The organism is Geminicoccus sp. (genome assembly GCF_036263595.1).
In the GTDB taxonomy this organism is placed as follows: Bacteria; Pseudomonadota; Alphaproteobacteria; order Geminicoccales; family Geminicoccaceae; genus Geminicoccus.
Map to the genome: position 1 here is coordinate 1 of NZ_DATAGQ010000192.1, position 18,391 is coordinate 18,391.

Annotated in this window: 17 protein-coding genes; 12 read left to right on the forward strand and 5 right to left on the reverse strand. The window is 67.5% G+C overall.

The genetic code is table 11. From position 1 onward, the window contains the following. Together rpe and VHL31_RS20270 are read right to left on the reverse strand one after the other, a co-directional pair. The coding region (gene rpe, locus VHL31_RS20265; RefSeq protein ID WP_329663052.1) for a ribulose-phosphate 3-epimerase at positions 1-510 on the reverse strand (510 nt) is incomplete at its 3' end. Continuing rightward, positions 507-701: a cation transporter gene (locus tag VHL31_RS20270; RefSeq protein ID WP_329663053.1), complete on the reverse strand. Its 195-nt coding sequence runs from the start codon at positions 699-701 to the stop codon at positions 507-509. The genes rpe and VHL31_RS20270, both read right to left, overlap by 4 nt. A gap of 146 nt (positions 702-847) precedes the next feature. Here VHL31_RS20270 and VHL31_RS20275 point away from each other — a divergent pair, with 146 nt between their 5' ends. From VHL31_RS20275 to VHL31_RS20325, 11 genes are all read left to right on the forward strand, one after another. Continuing rightward, positions 848-3,070 (forward strand): heavy metal translocating P-type ATPase, encoded by a 2,223-nt coding sequence (locus tag VHL31_RS20275; RefSeq protein WP_329663054.1) that lies wholly within the window; start codon positions 848-850, stop codon positions 3,068-3,070. A gap of 104 nt (positions 3,071-3,174) precedes the next feature. Further along, positions 3,175-4,650, forward strand: a complete 1,476-nt coding sequence (gene zwf / locus VHL31_RS20280) for a glucose-6-phosphate dehydrogenase (RefSeq protein ID WP_329663055.1) — start codon at positions 3,175-3,177, stop codon at positions 4,648-4,650. Further along, on the forward strand, positions 4,647-5,363 hold the full coding sequence (gene pgl, locus VHL31_RS20285; protein WP_329663056.1) for a 6-phosphogluconolactonase: 717 nt from the start codon (positions 4,647-4,649) through the stop codon (positions 5,361-5,363). The genes zwf and pgl overlap by 4 nt, the downstream gene beginning before the upstream one ends. A gap of 22 nt (positions 5,364-5,385) precedes the next feature. After that, positions 5,386-7,224: a phosphogluconate dehydratase gene (edd, locus tag VHL31_RS20290; protein WP_349262502.1), complete on the forward strand. Its 1,839-nt coding sequence runs from the start codon at positions 5,386-5,388 to the stop codon at positions 7,222-7,224. Continuing rightward, the gene (gene glk, locus VHL31_RS20295; protein WP_329663058.1) at positions 7,221-8,174 is read left to right on the forward strand and encodes a glucokinase; all 954 of its coding nucleotides are present in this window, start codon (positions 7,221-7,223) and stop codon (positions 8,172-8,174) included. Before edd ends, glk begins: the two co-directional genes overlap by 4 nt. 6 nt (positions 8,175-8,180) lie before the next feature. Further along, entirely contained in the window at positions 8,181-8,822 is a 642-nt protein-coding gene (gene eda / locus VHL31_RS20300) for a bifunctional 4-hydroxy-2-oxoglutarate aldolase/2-dehydro-3-deoxy-phosphogluconate aldolase (protein ID WP_329663059.1), read from the forward strand. 130 nt (positions 8,823-8,952) lie between these two features. After that, the gene (locus VHL31_RS20305) at positions 8,953-10,287 is read left to right on the forward strand and encodes an extracellular solute-binding protein (RefSeq protein WP_329663060.1); all 1,335 of its coding nucleotides are present in this window, start codon (positions 8,953-8,955) and stop codon (positions 10,285-10,287) included. 274 nt (positions 10,288-10,561) lie between these two features. After that, entirely contained in the window at positions 10,562-11,446 is an 885-nt protein-coding gene (locus VHL31_RS20310) for an ABC transporter permease subunit (protein WP_329663061.1), read from the forward strand. Between the two features lie 10 nt (positions 11,447-11,456). After that, entirely contained in the window at positions 11,457-12,374 is a 918-nt protein-coding gene (locus VHL31_RS20315) for an ABC transporter permease subunit (protein ID WP_329663062.1), read from the forward strand. Between the two features lie 11 nt (positions 12,375-12,385). Then, the gene (locus VHL31_RS20320) at positions 12,386-13,516 is read left to right on the forward strand and encodes a sn-glycerol-3-phosphate ABC transporter ATP-binding protein UgpC (protein ID WP_329663063.1); all 1,131 of its coding nucleotides are present in this window, start codon (positions 12,386-12,388) and stop codon (positions 13,514-13,516) included. A 57-nt stretch (positions 13,517-13,573) separates the two neighbouring features. Further along, the gene (locus tag VHL31_RS20325) at positions 13,574-15,049 is read left to right on the forward strand and encodes a calcium-binding protein (protein ID WP_329663064.1); all 1,476 of its coding nucleotides are present in this window, start codon (positions 13,574-13,576) and stop codon (positions 15,047-15,049) included. Here VHL31_RS20325 and VHL31_RS20330 read toward each other — a convergent pair. Together VHL31_RS20330 and VHL31_RS20335 are read right to left on the reverse strand one after the other, a co-directional pair. Then, on the reverse strand, positions 15,046-15,825 hold the full coding sequence (locus tag VHL31_RS20330) for a hypothetical protein (RefSeq protein WP_329663065.1): 780 nt from the start codon (positions 15,823-15,825) through the stop codon (positions 15,046-15,048). The two genes, VHL31_RS20325 and VHL31_RS20330, sit on opposite strands and share 4 nt — an antisense overlap. Before the next feature lie 86 nt (positions 15,826-15,911). Further along, entirely contained in the window at positions 15,912-16,673 is a 762-nt protein-coding gene (locus tag VHL31_RS20335) for an SDR family oxidoreductase (protein ID WP_329663066.1), read from the reverse strand. Between the two features lie 132 nt (positions 16,674-16,805). On the opposite strand from VHL31_RS20335, the gene VHL31_RS20340 reads away from it, so the two are divergent. Beyond that, positions 16,806-17,261: a DoxX family protein gene (locus tag VHL31_RS20340; protein ID WP_329663067.1), complete on the forward strand. Its 456-nt coding sequence runs from the start codon at positions 16,806-16,808 to the stop codon at positions 17,259-17,261. Between the two features lie 20 nt (positions 17,262-17,281). Here VHL31_RS20340 and VHL31_RS20345 read toward each other — a convergent pair whose 3' ends face one another. After that, positions 17,282-18,340, reverse strand: a complete 1,059-nt coding sequence (locus tag VHL31_RS20345; protein WP_329663068.1) for a phosphatidylglycerol lysyltransferase domain-containing protein — start codon at positions 18,338-18,340, stop codon at positions 17,282-17,284. Between the last annotated feature and the right edge of the window lie 51 nt (positions 18,341-18,391).

Sequence of the window (18,391 nt, forward strand, 5' to 3'; positions counted from 1 at the left end):
GATCGGCCGCCCACCGATCAGCGCCCTTACCTGCCGGATCTTCTCGGCAGCGTAAGGGATGAATTTCTGTCCCCCGAAGCCCGGGTTAACGCTCAGGATAAGGATCAAGTCGATCTGGTCGAGCACCAATTCGAGCGAGCCTACAGGCGTGGCCGGGTTGAGCGCGACACCGGCGCCCTTGCCCAGGGCACGGATGGCGGCCAACGAGCGATCCAGGTGTGGGCCTGCCTCCGCATGCACCGTGATACGATCGGCCCCAGCTGCCGCTACCGGCGCCAACCACTGATCCACCGGCGCACACATCAGGTGCGCGTCGAACAGGAGCCTGGAGTGCTTGCGCAGCGACGCGATGACGTCGGCCCCGAAGCTGAGATTCGGCACGAAGTGGCCATCCATCACGTCCAGGTGCAGCCAGTCGGCACCGGCTGCCTCGACGGCCTGCACTTCCTCGCCCAGCCGAGCATAGTCGGCTGCCAGGATCGACGGCGCGATCAGAACCCCATCGTTCATGTGGAACGCACCTCGTAGCCTTCGGCCTCGATGGCGGCCACGACGGCGGCACGATCCTCGATCCCTTCGACGTCGACCGCTCCGTCCTGCAGGGACACCTTTACCACCGCATCTTCCTTCAACCTTACGATCGCAGCGGTAATCGCGCGAACGCAATGCGCGCAGCTCATTCCTTCGACGACCAGACGCATGACCTGTTCCATCTGCAGATGCCTGCCTTGTTATCTGGGCCTTCCAGTCCGAGGAAGGTCAAGGGCTACGAAATCATCCTTTGGCTCTTGACCTTCCTGTTGCTGGAAGGGCCACCTGGAAGATCGAGCTTCCCGGGAGCGCCCTCATGGCGACTACGCTAGAACGCATTGATCATCAGAAAGCCGCCATCGATCTCGCGATCGACGGCATGACCTGTGCCTCCTGCGTGCGGCGGATCGAACGCGTGCTTTCGGCCGTGCCGGGCGTAACGATGGCGACGGTCGATCTCGCGAACGAGAAGGCCCACGTGACAACAGAAGGCACGGCGCCGTCCGCGCTGGTCGCCGCGGTTGCCAGATCCGGGTATCGGGCCTCCATCCTGGAAGACGACCCGACCGGTTCTGCCGAAGCCATGCTCGACCGGCAGCGACGCGAGCAGAGCCGGCGGGAAGGCTGGTTCGCAGTCATCGCGATCGCGCTGAGCCTGCCGCTCGTGCTGCCGATGCTGGCGATGCCATTCGGAATCGACATCGGCTTGCCGCCCTGGCTGCAATTCGTGCTGGCGGCACCGGTCCAGTTCGTGCTCGGCGCCCGGTTCTACCGGGCAGGCTTCGCAGCCGTGCGGGTTGGCAGCCCGAACATGGACCTGCTCGTGTCCCTCGGCACCAGTGCCGCCTTCGGGCTCAGCCTCTGGAACTGGCTGGGCGCGGGACATGGCAGCCACGGCCTCTACTTCGAAGCTGCTGCCCTGGTGATCGCGCTCGTCCTGCTCGGCAAGTGGATGGAAGGGCGGGCCAAGTGCATGACTGGTGCCGCCTTGCGTGGGCTGGCGGCATTGCGGCCAACGACGGCCCGGGTGCTGGTGAACGACACCGAGATTGACCTGCCAATCAGCGCCGTCTCGGCAGGCGACTGTATAGCGGTACGTCCAGGTGAACGCGTCGCCGTGGACGGCTTGATCGCCGAAGGCGCCAGTCATCTCGACAAGTCCATGGTCACGGGCGAGAGCCTGCCGGTGGCGCGAAGCGCTGGCCAGAAGGTCATAGGCGGCACAATCAATCTCGACGGCCCGCTGATCGTGGAGGCCATCGCGGTGGGCGGCGACACCATGCTGTCCCGCATCATCCGCATGGTGGAAACCGCGCAGGCGAAGAAGGCCCAGGTCCAACTCCTGGTGGACAGAATATCCGCCTGGTTCGTACCGGTCATCCTGCTGATCGCGCTGACCACGGCAGCGGGCTGGTGGATCATCGCCGGCGACCTCGAGACGGCGATCCTGAACGCGGTCACGGTGATGGTGATCGCCTGCCCCTGCGCACTGGGCCTTGCCACGCCGATGGCCGTGGTCGCGGCAACCGGCGCCGGCGCACGATCCGGAATCCTGATCCGTGATCCTGCCGCGCTGGAAACCGCACAGTCGGTCGACCTGGTCGCCTTCGACAAGACGGGCACCCTGACCGTGGGCAAGCCCGAACTGACGGCGCTCGTCCCTGCGGATGGGCAGGCAGAGGACGCCCTCCTCGCCATCCTGGCCGGGCTTCAGAGCGGCAGCGAGCATCCGCTTGCTGCCGCCGTTCGAGAAGCGGCTGCTGCGCACGGCATCGAGCCGAGGCCGGCAACTGACCTTCTTACCCTTCCCGGCAAGGGTCTCGGTGGCCGAGTGGACGGGCGGCGGCTGGCCGTGCTCTCCGGGCGTGCCATGCAGGAAATGGCCACGGCCGATCCACGTCTCATCTCGGCTGCACAGGACGAGGCCAGCAGAGGTCGAACCGTTTCCTGGTTGGTCGACCTCGATCAGCCTGCTGCCTTGGGGTTGGTCTCCTGCGGTGACCAGCCTAGGCCCGAGGCGAAGGAGGCCGTTGCCACCCTGCGCCGCCATGGTGTGCGTGTTGCGATGCTGACGGGGGACAATGCCGGCGCTGCCGGAGCAATCGCCAACCAACTGGGTATCGCCGAGGTTCATGCCGAGCTGCTGCCCGAGGACAAAGTTTCCCTGGTTCATGCAGCCCATGCTTCGGGCGCCAGGGTGGCGATGGTGGGTGACGGCATCAACGATGCACCGGCCCTGGCGGCCGCCGACCTTGGCATCGCCGTCGGTTCCGGCACCGACATTGCCATGGCAAGCGCCGGGGTCACCCTGGTGCGCCCGGACCCCAGGCTCGTCGCGGCGGCCCTGGACCTCGCGGGGCGGGCCCGATCGACGATCATCCAAGGCCTCGTGTTCGCCTTCGCCTACAACATATTGCTGATCCCAGTAGCTGCGGCCGGTCTGCTCACGCCTGTCTTCGCGGGCGCAGCCATGGCATTGTCATCCGTGAGCGTGGTAGCCAATGCTTGGCGACTCGGGCGTTGGCGTGCGAATTGCTGAGGCTCGGTGGAGGGACCTGGGTCCGTCGGCCGGATATTGACGGAGAGCCACCACTCCGTCACGTCCATCGACCTACCCGGATCCGTTAGGGGAAAGCGACGAACGTGACGGCTCAGATCATTCCGGTCCAGAATTTCGACATCGTCGTGTTCGGCGGCACTGGCGATCTAGCATTACGCAAGTTGCTGCCCGGCCTCTACCAAAGGTTCAGAGACCGCCAGATGCCGGAAGCGGCACGCGTGTGTGCGGTGTCCCGGCGAGAGGTCAGCAGCGACGATTATCGCTCCTCCGTCAGGCAGGCGCTTACCGAGCACGTGAACGCCGACGATCTCGTGCCGGATGAGGTCGAGAAGTTCCTGCGCCTGCTGACCTACGTTTCCTTGGACGCCAACGGCTCCAAGGGCTGGCCGGATCTATCGGAGTGGCTGGCGTCGGGTGTCGACAAGATCCGTGTCTTCTATCTGGCGACAGCGCCTGAACTGTTCGGTCCCGTCTGCGCCAGGATCGGCAGCGAAGGCTTGGTGACGGAGCAGACCAGGGTCGTCATCGAGAAGCCTATCGGCAAGGATCTGGCGTCGGCCCGCGCGGTGAATGATGCGGTGGGTGCGGTCTTCGCGGAGAGGCAGATCTTCCGTATCGATCACTATCTCGGCAAGGAGACGGTGCAGAACCTGATGGCGCTACGCTTCGCCAACGCGCTGTTCGAGCCGATCTGGAACCGTGCGGCCATCGATCACGTCCAGATCACCGTGTCCGAGACCGTAGGCGTGGGCAACCGTGCCGACTATTACGATCATAGCGGTGCGCTGCGCGACATGGTGCAGAACCATATGCTGCAGCTCCTCTGTCTCGTGGCGATGGAGCCGCCTTCCGCCATGGACGCGAATTCCGTGCGCGACGAAAAGCTGAAGGTGCTGAGCGCGCTCAAACCCATTCGCCCGGGTCGGGTCGAGCAGGCGACCGTACGTGGCCAATACGCGGCCGGTGCGATCGGTGGCAAGGCAGTCCCCGGCTATCTCGAAGAGCTCGGCCGCGACAGCAGCACCGAGACCTTCCTGGCGATCAAGGCCGAAATCGACACATGGCGCTGGTCCGGCGTGCCCTTCTACCTGCGCACCGGCAAGCGGCTCTCGCAGCGCGCGTCAGAGATCGTCGTCCAGATGCGGCCGATCCCACATTCGATCTTCCCCAGAGATGCCGGTGAGGTGCGTCCCAATCGTCTCGTCATCCGCCTGCAGCCGGACGAGGGCGTGCGGCTCTACCTGATGAGCAAGGACCCAGGCCCAGGCGGCATGCGGCTCAAGACGACGCCCTTGAACCTGTCGTTCGGGGAGACGTTCAAGGTTCGTTACCCGGATGCCTATGAAAGACTGCTGATGGACGTCGTGAGGGGCAACCAGACGCTGTTCATGCGCAAGGACGAAGTCGAGGCCGCCTGGACATGGTGCGAGCCGATCCTGGCCGGATGGCAGGAGTCGGACGAAGGTCCGGAGGCCTACGGTGCGGGATCCTGGGGTCCCACCGGCGGTATCGCATTGATGGTGCGCGATGGGCGGCGTTGGGTGGAGCCCGGTACGTGACGGCGAAGCGGATCGAGCACCCGGACCCCGAGGCGCTGCGCCAGTCTGTCGTCAAGGTGATCGTCGACGGCATCCAGGCGGGATTGTCGGAACGAGGGGCGGCTGTCTTTGCCGTCTCCGGCGGCAAGAGCCCTGTCCCGCTGTTCGAAGCACTCGCCACCATGCCGCTGCCATGGGAGCGGGTGACGGTGACGCTGGTCGACGAGCGGTTTTTGCCGACCGACCATCCGGACAGCAACGAGGCGCTGGTTCGCCGGCATCTCCTGCAGGGAGCCGCGGCCGCAGCCACCTTCGTGGGCCTGCGCAACAGTGGCGGCGGCTCGGCCGGTGCGGCCTCGCTCGAAGCGGCCGCGACGGCTGCCGATCGAACGCTTGCCACGCTACCGCAACCCTTCGACGTCATGATCCTCGGCATGGGCGAGGATGGGCATACCGCGTCGTGGTTCCCGGATGGTGATCGCCTGGCCGTCGCCCTGGATCTCGGCACCAAGCAACTGGTCATCCCGATGATCGCCGAGAACGCGCCGGCGACACCCGAGCGGCTCACCCTCACCCTGAAGGTCGTGGCCGCGGCACGCACGGTACTGTTGCCGCTCGAAGGTGCCGGCAAGCTCGCGACCCTGGAGCGCGCCCTGCAACCGGGGCCGATCGAACAGATGCCGATCCGTGCTGCCATCACCCATGCCAACCTCCAGATCCACACTGCTCGTTGAACCAGGAGTCTTGTGCATGGCCGTGACCCTCCACCCGACCGTCGAGGCCGTCACCGAGAAGATCCGCAGGCGTTCCGCTTCCGTCCGTTCGCACTACCTCGATCAGATCAAGCGCATGGGCGAGCGGACTCCCCGGCGCCACAAGCTCGGCTGTGCCAACATCGCCCATGCCATCGCCGCCTGCGGGCCGGGTGACAAGGGCAGCCTGGAGGGGGAGGGTGCGCTTTCGATCGGCATCGTCACCTCCTACAACGACATGCTGAGCGCACATCAGCCCTTCGAGACCTACCCGCAGATCATCAAGGACGCCGTGCGCGAGGCGGGCGGCGTGGCGCAGGTGGCTGGCGGCGTGCCGGCCATGTGCGACGGCGTCACCCAGGGCTTCGCAGGCATGGAGCTGTCCCTGTTCTCGCGCGATACAATCGCGCTGGGCACGGCGGTAGCCCTGTCGCACGACACGTTCGATGGAGCCTTGGCGCTCGGCGTCTGCGACAAGATCGTGCCGGGCCTGTTGATGGGCGCCTTGGCGTTCGGACACCTGCCGATGATCTTCGTGCCGGCTGGGCCGATGACGACCGGTGCCTCGAACGACGAGAAGTCGCGGGTGCGGCAACTCTACGCGGAGGGCAAGATCGGTCGGAAGGAACTGCTCGCCTCGGAGACGGCCTCCTATCATGGGCCCGGCACCTGCACCTTCTATGGCACCGCCAACTCGAACCAGATGATGATGGAGATGATGGGGCTGCACATGCCGGGTGCTGCCTTCGTCAACCCGGGCACGCCCCTGCGCGACGCGCTGACTCGCGCTGCGGCCAAGCGGGTCACCGAGATCACGGCGCTCGGCAACGACTGGACGCCAATTGGCGAGGTCGTCGACGAGAAGGCGATCGTCAACGGTGTGGTCGGCCTGCATGCCACCGGCGGCTCCACCAACCACACGATCCATCTTGTCGCGATCGCCCGCGCCGCCGGCATCGACCTCACCTGGGAGGACATGGCCGAGCTCTCGGAAGTGACGCCGCTGCTGGCGCGCGTCTATCCGAACGGCATGTCCGACGTGAACCAGTTCCATGCGGCAGGCGGGATGTCGCTGCTCGTCCAGGAGCTGCTGGAGGCCGGGCTGCTGCATGGCGACGTGAAGACGGTTGCAGGAGACGGCGGTCTCGCCCGCTATGCGGAAGAGCCGAAGCTGGTGGACGGCGAGCTCGTCTGGGGCAGCGGTACGCCGCAGTCGCTCGACCGCAACATCATCCGCACCGTGGACCAGCCGTTCGACGCGAAAGGCGGGTTGGTCCTGCTGAGAGGCAACCTCGGCCGTGCGGTCATCAAGGTTTCGGCGGTCAAGCCTGAGCGACGCGTGGTGGAGGCACCGGCGCGGGTGTTCCACGACCAGTCGGAAGTACAGGCCGCCTTCAAGGATGGCGAACTGGATCGCGACGTCGTCTGCGTGCTCCGCTTCCAGGGACCGAAGGCGAACGGCATGCCGGAGCTGCACAAGCTCACGCCGACCCTTGGCATCCTGCAGGACCGCGGCTTCAAGGTGGCGCTCGTCACGGATGGGCGGATGTCGGGGGCGTCGGGCAAGATCCCGGCTGCCATCCACCTTACGCCTGAAGCGACCGATGGCGGGCCGATCGCCAGGATCCAGGATGGTGACATGGTCCGGCTGGATGCCGTGGCCGGTACCTTGGATGTGTTGGTCGATGCTGCCGAATTCACAGCACGAGAGACTGCCATTGCCGATCTCTCGCATTATCATCACGGCATCGGGCGCGAACTGTTCGCACCGTTCCGAGCCGCGGTGGGTCCGGCGGACAAGGGAGCGGTCGTCGTGGGTGGACCCTTCGGGATAGCGGCTTGAACGATCTGCTTCTGGTGGGCGACGTCGGCGGCACCAACGCGCGCTTCGCCCTCGTCGAATCGCCGGCAACCACGCCGACCCGGGTCGAGATCCTGAAGAACGACGAGTTCCCCAGCTTGGCGGCGGCGATCCGGACCTACCTGGAGGACCAGGGCGCAGCCCGGCCGACCAGGGCTGCGATCGACATCGCAGGGCCGGTCACCGGGGACCATGTGAAACTGACCAACCGCGGCTGGGACTTCTCGATCGAGGAGGTCCGCCAGGAGCTGGGCCTGGCGGAGCTGATCATCCTGAACGACTTCGAGGCGCTGGCGCTGGCCTGCCCGTTCCTGCCCGAGGATGCGAGCGAGCCCGTGGGCGTGCCGGGCATGCCGGTGCCAGGCAAGCCGATGGCCGTGCTGGGCCCGGGCACCGGGCTGGGCGTCGCCGGCGTCGTGCCGGGTCGGGGACGGTGGATCCCCGTTCCCGGCGAGGGTGGTCATGTCGAGATCAGCACGGCGATCCCGCGCCTGCGCCCCGCGCTGGAGGTGGCGTACCAGGGCCGCGCCAGGGTGTCGGCGGAGCACTGGATGTGCGGGCCTGGTCTGGTGCGGATGGGTGCCGATCTGGCAGAGGCGGAGGGGCGAGCCATGCCCTGGACCAGTCCGCCGGAGATCGAGGTGGCCGCGCATGGCGGCGACGCCTTCGCATGCGAACTGATCGGCTTGTTCCTGGACCAGCTTGCCAGCTTGGCTGGCGACGTCGCCCTCACCTTCGGTGCGCGGGGCGGTGTCTATCTGGGTGGCGGGGTGCTGGATCACCTGTCCGAGTTCCTGGATGCGGACCGCTTCGCGACACGGTTTCGTGACAAGGGGCGGCTGTCGTCCTTCCTTGAGGGAGTGCCGCTGCGCCGGATCACGGCACCCACGCCCGCCCTGTTCGGCTGTACCGCGAAACTCCTGCACGGGTGATGCACCATGCTGCCTGACCAACGCCGCGAGACCCTGCTCTCCATCCTGCGGATGGGCCCGGTCGTGCCGGTCCTGATCGTCGACCAGGTCGAGACCGCCGTTCCGCTGGCGAGAGCCCTGGTCACTGGTGGGGTGCGGGTGCTGGAGGTGACGCTGCGCACCCAGGCCGCCCTGGATGTGATCCGGGCGATCGCGAGCCAGGTCGAGGGGGCGGTGGTCGGCGTCGGCACGGTGCGCACGCCGGAACAATTGGCCGCCGCTGCCGAGGCGGGGGCACAGTTCGCGGTCTCGCCCGGAGCGACCCGGGCGCTGGTCGAGGCGGCAACCGCATCGCCGGTGCCGTGGCTGCCGGGAACGGCCACGCCGTCCGAGGCCATGCAGCTAGCCGAGAGCGGCTTTTCCGTCCTGAAGCTGTTCCCGGCCGAGGCCGTGGGCGGGGCCAAGCTGATCGCGTCGCTGGCCTCGCCCCTGCCCGACCTCGTGTTCTGCCCGACCGGCGGCATCGATCGCGCGAAGGCACAGGACTACCTGAAGCTGAAGAACGTCGTGTGCGTCGGCGGCAGCTGGATCGCGCCCGCGGATCTGGTCGCGGCGGGCGACTGGACGCGGATCGAGGAGCTCGCGCGGGATGCGTCGCAGCTGCGCTGAGGTGCCCGCCGCCCGATCCGGTTGCGGCCATCCTGTCGTGGCACGGTGACGAAGCCGTCATGATCGCCATCTAACCCCTCCCCTCGTCGCCACGCCTGCGTGCGGCGACGGCATATGGGAGAAGAGACGCATGACCGTGATGGGCAAGCTGCACGGGCTGGCGATGGCCGGCGTCGTGGCGCTCACCGCTGGCGCTGCCCAGGCAGAGCCGGTGAAGTTCGAGTTCTGGTACGGGCTGACGGGCGACCTCAGCGAGCGCATCCAGGACATGTGCCGGACCTTCAACGAAGGTCAGGATAAGTACGAGGCGGTCTGCGTCAGCCAGGGCACGTATGACGCGGCGATCCAGAATGCGATCGCGGCGTTCCGTGCCAAGAAGCACCCGACGGTCCTGCAGGTGTTCGATGCCGGCACCGCCGACCTGATGCTGTCCGGGGCGTTCGTACCGGCCCCGGAGCTGATGGAAAAGGCCGGCTATGACGTGAACTGGGACGACTACTTCAAGGGCATCGCCAACTACTACGCGACGTCCGGTGGCGAGCTCTACTCGTTCCCCTTCAACAGCTCGACGGCCGTGCTCTACTGGAACAAGGACGCATTCGCCAAGATCGGCAAGACCGAGGCGCCCGAGACCTACGAGGAGGTCGAGGAAGCCGCGCGGGCGCTGAAGGCGGCAGGCTACTCCTGTCCCTATGCCTACGACGTCGACCCCTGGCAGTTCATGGAGCAGTTCTCGGCTGTCCATAACCTGCCGATCGCCACGAAGAACAACGGCTATGACGGGCTTGATGCCGAGCTCGTGGTCAACACGACCAAGTTCGTGGACCATGTCGACTTCTTCAAGCGGATGACCGACGAGGGCCTGTTCCAGCTCAAGGAATATGGCCAGGCGCGACTGCAGTCCTTCATGAGCGGCGAGTGCATGATGATGCAGTCGTCGATCGCGGACCACGGCACGGTCGGCAAGACCATTCCCCAGGGCACCAACTGGGACGTGGCGATGGTGCCGGTCTGGGCCGGGACGGAGCGGAAGAATTCGCTCGTGGGCGGTGCCTCGCTCTGGGCGCTGGCCGGCAAGCCGCAGGAAGAATACGACGCGGCGGCGGCTTTCTTCTCGTTCATCGCCAAGCCCGAGCAGGCCGAATGGTGGTCGACGGTGACCGGCTACATCCCGGTGACCAATTCCGGCTTCGAGTACATGAAGTCCCAGGGCTTCTACGACAAGGCACCCTACAAGGGCCGCGAAACCGCCATCCAGTCGCTGACCTATACGCCGCCCGGCCCGAACAGCCGTGGCCTGCGCCTGGGCGGTTATGTCCAGATCCGCAAGGAGTTCCGCGACAGCCTGACCGCGATCATGGCCGGTGACGTTGGCGTGCAAGAGGGCGTGGACGCGGCGGTGGAGCGGGGCAACGCGATCCTGCGCCGGTTCGAGAAGACCTACCCGGGCAAGCAGTTCCCCTGAGTTCTCGGGTTCGTTCGTGCATTTGCATGCGCTGCTTCACCGCCCGGTCGGACCGGGGGGTGAACGGCCGGATCGGGGCCGGCTCGGGTTCGTTCGTGCAAAATGGATCATCGCCGCGGCGAGCCTCGCCTCCAGCCATCCATGCCAGGCAACGTGCTCGGGTTCGTTCGTGCAGATCGGGTCGTCCCATCGACTTGGTCTCCGGCGGCTCGGGCAGCCCGGGGTCAGTCTAGCGCAACTAGGCGTATGTTCCTAAGCCGGAGTTCCCAGCTCGATGGAGAAACGTGTCTGGTTCACCGACACGCCGTTGGCGGTGGCCCTGGTCCTGCCGCAGGTGCTGCTGGTGCTGCTGTTCTTCTACTGGCCGTCCGGTGCGGCGCTATACTGGGCGTTCACGCTGGAACAGCCCTGGGGCGGCGGCAATTCGTTCGTCGGGCTGGAGAACTTCCAGACAATCTTCGGGGACGGGCAGTACTGGAATTCGGTCGTCCGCTCGATGGTGTTCGCGCTGGCATCGACCGCACTCGCCATGGCGATGGGGATGCTGCTGGCGCTGGCCGTCGACAGGAAGCTGAAGGGCCATCAGGGGTTCCGCTGGGCGCTGATCTGGCCCTATGCCGTGGCCGCCCCGGCAGCCGGGCTGGCCTTCCGGTTCCTCCTGTCGCCCGAGGCAGGCCTGGTCGCCTACCTGAACCACCGATACCCCGGCATCTGGAACCCGACCGTGAACGGGACGCAGGCGATGATTCTGATCATCGTCGCCTACTCGTGGAAATACGTCGCCTACAACTTCCTGTTCATGCTGGCCGGGCTTCAGTCGATCCCCAAGAGCCTGATCGAGGCGGCGGCCATGGACGGATCCCGGCCGCTGCGGCGCATCCGGGACATCCAGCTGCCGTTGATGACGCCCACCATCTTCTTCCTGCTGATCGTCAATCTCACCGACAGCTTCGTCGACAGCTTCGGCATCGTCGACATCACGACCGAGGGCGGCCCCGCCAAGGCCACCGACCTGCTGGTCTACAAAATCTATTTCGACGGGTTCCGCGGCCTCGACTATTCGGGGGCGGCTGCGCAGAGCATCATCCTGATGCTGCTCGTCATTGTCCTGACCTTCATCCAGTTCCGCTTCGTGGAGCGGCGGATTCATTACGGTTGAGGAGCCGCCCATGACCGAGCGCACGCCCATCCTCGACCTTGTCACCCAGCTGATCCTGATCCTGGGCCTGCTCCTGGCGCTGGCCCCCTTGTGGCTGGTGTTCGTTGCCGCCACGCTGGACCTGCGCAGCGTCAACAGCTCGCCTCTGCCGATCCTGCCGGGACCGCATCTGTTCGAGAACCTGCAGGCGGTATGGGTGCGCTCGGACCTCGGCCCGAAGATGGCCAACAGCCTCCTGGTCGCGACGCTGGTGGCCGGTGGCAAGGTATTCCTGGCAGCGCTCACCGCGTTCTCGATCGTGTTCTTCCGCTGGAAGCTGCGGATGGTGGTTTTCTGGGGGATCTTCGTCACCCTGATGCTGCCGCTGGAGGTGAGGATCGTGCCGACCTATGCGGTGGCGGCGAACGCGCTGGGACCGCTGCAGACGATCCTGGACGTCACCGGGGTCACCTGGCTCTGGCAGAGCGTCACCGGCATCCGGCTGGCGCTGGAGTGGAACCTGCTGAATTCCTACACGGGCCTGATCCTGCCGCTGGTGGCGACCGCCACCGGCACATTCCTCTACCGGCAGTACTTCCTGACCATCCCGGACGAACTGCTGGAAGCCGCGCGCATGGACGGAGCGGGACCCCTGCGGTTCTTCAAGGACGTGCTGATCCCCCTGTCCCGCACCAACATGGCGGCACTCAGCACCATCATGTTCCTCTACGCCTGGAACCAATATCTCTGGCCGACCCTGGTGACGACGGACCGGGCCAACTACGGCACGGCGACGATGGAGCTTCGCCAGCTCATCCCGTCCCTGTTCAGCGAGCCTGAATGGCACATCGCGATGGCCGGGACCCTGATCGTCATGACGCCGCCCCTGCTGGTCGTCATGCTCATGCAGCGCTGGTTCGTGGCCGGCCTGATCGCGCCCGAGAAGTGAGGAGCAACGCCATGGCCGACATCCAGCTTCGCGCGGTCCGCAAGTCGTTCGGCCTCCACGAGGTGGTGAAGGGCGTGGACCTCCAGATCCCGTCGCGCTCCTTCGTGGTGATCCTGGGGCCGTCCGGATGCGGCAAGTCGACGATCCTGCGCATGATCGCCGGTCTCGAGCAGATCACGGCCGGCGAGGTGCGGATCGCCGGCGAGCGGATGAACGACAAGGAGCCGCGCGAGCGCCATTGCGCCATGGTGTTCCAGAACTACGCGCTCTACCCGCACATGAGCGTGGCGCGGAACATCTCCTACCCGCTCGAAGTGGCCGGCGTTGCCAGGGCTGAGCGGGACCGGCGGATGCGGGCGACCGCGGCCTCGGTGGGCCTGTCGGACTATCTCGACCGCAAGCCCGGGCAGCTATCGGGCGGGCAGCGCCAGCGCGTCGCCATGGCGCGGGCCATGATCCGCGAGCCCAAGGTCTTCCTGTTCGACGAGCCGCTCTCCAACCTGGATGCCACGCTTCGGGTGCAGATGCGCCTGGAGCTGCGCCGCCTGCATGCACGGCTGGGCGTGACCTCGGTGCTGGTCACCCACGACCAGACCGAAGCCATGACGATGGCCGACCTGCTGGTGGTGATGAATGGCGGTCGGATCGAGCAGGTCGGCACGCCCTTGGAGGTGTATGGCCGGCCGGCCTCGCGCTTCGTCGCGAGCTTCATCGGCACGCCGCCCATGAACCTGATGGCCGCCGAGATCATGGCCGACGGCCAGCTTGCCCTTCAGGGGCTGGCGCTGCCGCTCGCCGTCGCAGGGGTACGGCCGGGCCCGGTCGTGCTCGGCATCCGGCCGGAACATGTCGAGATGGCGCGGAGCCGGCACGAGGCCGACATCGAGCTGCCGGTGGAGATCGTCGAGGAGCTTGGGGCCACACGTATCCTCCATGCCAGGCTGCAGGAGCAGACCTTCGCGGTCGCGACGGCGCCGGGACTGCCCTTTCCAGATGGCGCCACCCTGCTCCTGCGCCTGCCCCCTTCGGCCATCCACCTGTTCGATCCGGCAGACGGTCAGCGGCTGCCGGGGACACTCGATCACGTTCATCACCGCCCGGTCGAGCCACCTACGGTTGCAGGCGCGGCGAAGGTAGGCTAGCCCGACGATCCGAGCCTGCCCAAACCGGGGCGGGCGGAGCGTCGACGGAGCAGCCGCGTGGTCGTTCTTGGTAGTGGTGTCACCGCCGATACCGTCCGCCTGACCACCCTGGTCGGTCCGGGCGGTGTCGCGGATCAGGCCTTCCTCATCCATTACGGCACGCGCGGCCAGACTATCCGAACCGAGGGTGCCACGCCGCCGGACATCTTCCTGGCGAATGGCACCCGCGTGGCGACCAGGCAGATGTTCTCCGGCGAGGAGCGCCTGCTGCTGACCGGCGGTGGTGGCGATGACCGGCTCCCCGGGACGGCGGGTGCCGATCTGGTGAAGGGCGGTGCCGGGAACGACTACCTGGATGGGGGTAGCGGCAACGACGTCCTGCTGGCCGGTGCCGGCGACGACGTGCTGGTGGCTGGTGCTGGCACGGACGGGCTTGCCGGCGAAGCGGGCAACGACCTCTACCGGATCGGCAGCGGCGTCACGGGTGTCGCCATCGTCGACGGCGGCGGCACCGACCGGCTGCTCCTCGATTTCGGCGTCACCTTTGCCGACCTCACGATCGGCCAGGACGGTTCGAACCTGCGGATCGACGTCCAGGGAAGCGGCGGGGCCACCGTGCAGATCCTGCTGGGAGACCAGTTCACCAGTGGCGGCATCGAGGAGCTGCTGGTCGGGGACGAAGCGTATCGCTGGAACGGATCCGCCTTCGTCGAGGCGACGCCGCAGGCGGGTGCGCCCGATGCGCCGTTCATCGGCAGCCTGAGCGATGGCGACAACCAGTTCGTAGGATCGGGCGGAGCCGACCTGGTCTTCGGCCGGAACGGCGACGACGCGATCCGCGGCGGGATCGGCAACGACCAGCTGGCTGGCGGCGGCGGGGCCGACTGGCTAGAGGGCGAGGCCGGCAACGACCGGGTCGATGGCGGGTCGGAAGCGGACCTGGTCGACGGCGGCGACGGCGCCGACCTCGTGCTGGGCGGGGCCGGCAACGACCTGCTGGATGGCGGCGGCGGCAACGACAACGTGTTCGGCGGCTTGGGAGGCGACGAGATCCGTGGCGGGGCAGGCGACGACCTCAAGCTGGCGGGCGGCGTCGGCGACGACCTGGCCCAAGGCGGCAGCGGCAACGACGTGCTGGACGGCGCGTCCGGAAGCGACCGGCTGGAAGGTCAGGCCGGGAACGACCAGCTCCTGGCCGGTGCCGGCAACGACGATTTGTTCGGTGGCGACGGCGCGGACGTGCTGCGGGGTGCCTTCGGCGACGACCGGCTGGACGGCGGCAATGGTGCTGATCTGCTGGCGGGTGGGCCTGACAACGACAGGTTGACCGGCGGCACCGGCAACGACGTGCTCGATGGCGGTGCCGGGACCGACCTTGCTTTGTTCGCCGGTGCTGCCGGCGACTATCGGGTCGTGCGGCTGGATGGGACAAGCTGGCAGGTGTCCAGCGCCGCCCAGGGCGTGGACACGCTGCGCGGGATCGAGCTGGTGCAGTTCGGCGACGGGCCGCCACTGGCGATCGGTACGCTCTAGGCCGACGCCGTGCCGGCTACCTCCCGTCCGCCCGGGGTGCTTCCCTGCCGGATCTCGGTCAGCCGGCGCCAGGCCAGCGCGCCGAACGTGCCGTGGCAAAGCGCGCTCAGCGCGTAGCCAAGGGCTTCGGCCAGGCTCTGGATGCGCGGAAAGCTTTCTCCCGGACCCAGCAGGCCGAGCCAGGCCGCCGCCGCGAGCGGTACCAGCAGCAGAAGGCCGACCGCCAGGGTGAACAACGTGGCGAACAATTGGGTCAGCAGGATGAGCAGGATGGCTCGCCAGCGGTTGCCGCGGGACAGCTGGCTGCTGCGCCTGGCTGCCCCGATCGGCCCCAGATCCTCCATGATGGCGGCGGGGACCGCGACGATCCAGGCCGCGGCCATCAGGACCCCTGGGAGTACCAGGAGAAGCAGGCCGACCGTGATGGCCAAGCCCAGCACGAAGCTCGCGCCGAACGCCCTGAAGGCGGCAGCGCCGATCGTGCCGAACGCCTCGCCGAAGCTGAGCAGGCGTCCATCGGCCAGGGCCAGGACTGCCCTTGTGACCACGACGGTTGCCGCGCACACGCCCGCCAGCTGAACGACGGTGACGAGGATGTCCGGCCACGGATCCGGTGCCGGCAGGCGGGCCGCGAGCAGCACCAGTGCGGCCGCCGCAAAGCTTGGAACGAGCGCCAGCCCGATCATCGCGCCGGGTTCGCGGAGAAGGATCTCGATCCCCTCCTGGATGACCTGGAGGGGCCGAAGCCTGGCGGGTGCGGGCAATGAGGCGGCCAAGCTGGGCACTCCGGGAATGAACGGGCCGAGGATGAACGTGCCGACCATGCCGTCGGGCGGTCACCTGCTCATCTGGCCGGTGCCTCCTAGTACTGCACGCCCTTGGTGAGCGCCCCGTCGATCACGAGGTTGGTGCCGGTGGTGAAGCTCGAGGCGGGGCTGGCCAGGAACACGACGCCACGGGCGACCTCCTCGGCGGTGGCCATGCGGCCGGTCGGGTTCAGGGACAGGGCGGTCTTGAACAGTTCGGGGTTGTTGTTCTCGATCCAGTGCCAGATGCCGCCCTCGAAATAGGTGTTGCCCGGCGAGACGCTGTTCACGCGGATCATCTTCGGCGCCAGTTTGTGGGCGAGGCCGTGGGCGTAGTGGATCAGCGCGGCCTTGAAGGCGCCGTAGGCCGGGCCGGTAAAGTCGATCTCGCGGCCGGAGACCGAGCTGATCAGCACGATCGACGGGTGCGCGGACGCTTCCAGGTGCGGCATGGCAGCGTTGACGGTGCGCACGCTGTGCAGCATGTCGACATCGAACTGCTTCTTCCAGGCCTCCTCGTCGTCGGTGACCGCGAGCGCGGACACGTTCGCGACGACGATGTCGATGCCGCCCAGCGCCTCGGCCGAGGCGGCGATCCAGCCTTCCAGCGCGGCCTTGTCGGCGACGTCCACGGCCCGGCCGAACGCGGTCACGCCCTTGGCCGTCAGCGCCGCCACGGTGGAGTCCACCTCGCCCGCATGGCGCGCGCAGATCGCGACATGCGCGCCCTCCTCGGCGAGGATGTCCGCACAGCGCCGGCCGATGCCCTTGCTGCCGCCGGTCACGATCGCCTTCAGTCCCTTCAGGCCGAGATCCATGTCGCTTTCCCCCTCGTCTTGTTGATCCGCTGCTAGAGATGTCCTTCCGAACCGGTCAGGGATCAATGCCGTTCAACAGGCCATGGCTGGCGCGCTATCGGTGCGTCGGGCGAGAACTGAGGGACGAGATCGATGAACAGATTCGGTGACGCTTCACTCGCCGACCGCGAGGTTCCCGGTGCAGCCGGGCGGGATGGCGTGCTGCTGGCCGCGCGGCTGCTGGCAGGTCTGATCTTCGTCGTGAGCGGCTTCGGCAAGCTTGCCGGCCTGGGCGGCTTCACCGCGGGCATGGCGGGACGCGGCGTGCCGCTCGCGGAGATCGCGGCACCGCTGGGTGTCGCCGCGGAGTTCGTGGGCGGGCTGGCCCTCCTGGCCGGTGCGTGGACGCGCTGGGCCGCGCTGGCGCTGGCGGTGTTCACGGTGGCCGCCACCCTGATCGCGCACCGGTTCTGGGCGTTCCCGCCGGACGAGCAGATGATGCAGACCACCCAGTTCCTGAAGAACCTCGCCATCATCGGCGGGCTGCTGGCTCTCTACGTCGCCGGCGGCGGGCGCCTTGGCGTCGACGGGTTCCGCGCCGGGCGCTGAGCCCGAGAGGACCGGCCTCGTCAGGCGGCACGTCGGCCCACCAGCCCTGTCCATCCACCGGCGATCAGCAGGGCCGTGTCGCGCAGCGTCGGCAGCAGCGCTCCCTTGTGGTGAACGAGATAGACCGGCTCCCAGTCCGGGTGGAACTTCTCCTTGAAGGTACGCAGGCCCTGGAAGTCGTACCAGCGCCGGCCGGCCCGGGACATCAGCCGCCCGAGCCTGCCCCAGAACGGTGCCTCGTGGATGCTGGGCAGGCCGGCCAGCGGGGCGCAGCCCAGGTCCAGCTTCCTGTCACCGCGCGCCCGGCAGAGCAGGGCAGCTTCCGCGATCAGGGCCTCCATGCAGCCATGCGGTGCCTCGGGTGCCACCCGCATCAGGTCGATCAGGACCTCGCCGCTGCGCCTGGCCCTCACCAGGTTCAGGAAGGCCGCGACCTCACCCTCCCGGTGCGCCAGCAGGACCTCCGTGCGCAGGAGGTAGGCCGGGTCGAAGGCGCCCAGCGAGAACCGCTTCTCCCGCCCGCCCTGCCGCTCCAGCCAGGCCGACGAGACCGATGCCAATGGCTGCAGCCACGGTCTCAGCGCGTCACCCTCGACGAGTTCGATCGTCCAGCCTTCGCGGGCGAGCTTGGAGCGGCGGGTACGCAGGTTCTGGAAGCGGGGCCCCTTCAGCGTGAAGGACGGCAAGTCGATGATGGCGCGCTCGCCGAGCTTGGTGGCGACCAGGCGCGGGCCCAGCAACAAGGGCAGTTCATCCGGCGTGACGGCATAGAAGGCGGCGCGCTCCCCGGCCAGGCGGGCATCCGCCAGGAAGGTGCGCACCAGAGCCGGCGCCTGGTCGGGGTCGCCGAAGGCACTGCCCAGGGCAATGCGGGTGGCTCCGTGGCGCGCGAAGGCGATCGCGGTGCGGCCGCCAGGATCGGTCAGCACCTGCTTGTCGCCCGTGAGCACCAATCCGTCCCGCGCCCGCTGCAGGAGCGGCACCAGGCGCTCGACGGCGCCGTCGAAGGGAGGCGCATCCACCCTGCGGCCGTTGGACGTGGCGAGGCGCAAGAACCGTTGGCGAATGCCCAGCGTCATCGAGAGTACCATCCCCGCCGTGTACGCCCCCTTCCTGCCACAAATTCCTTA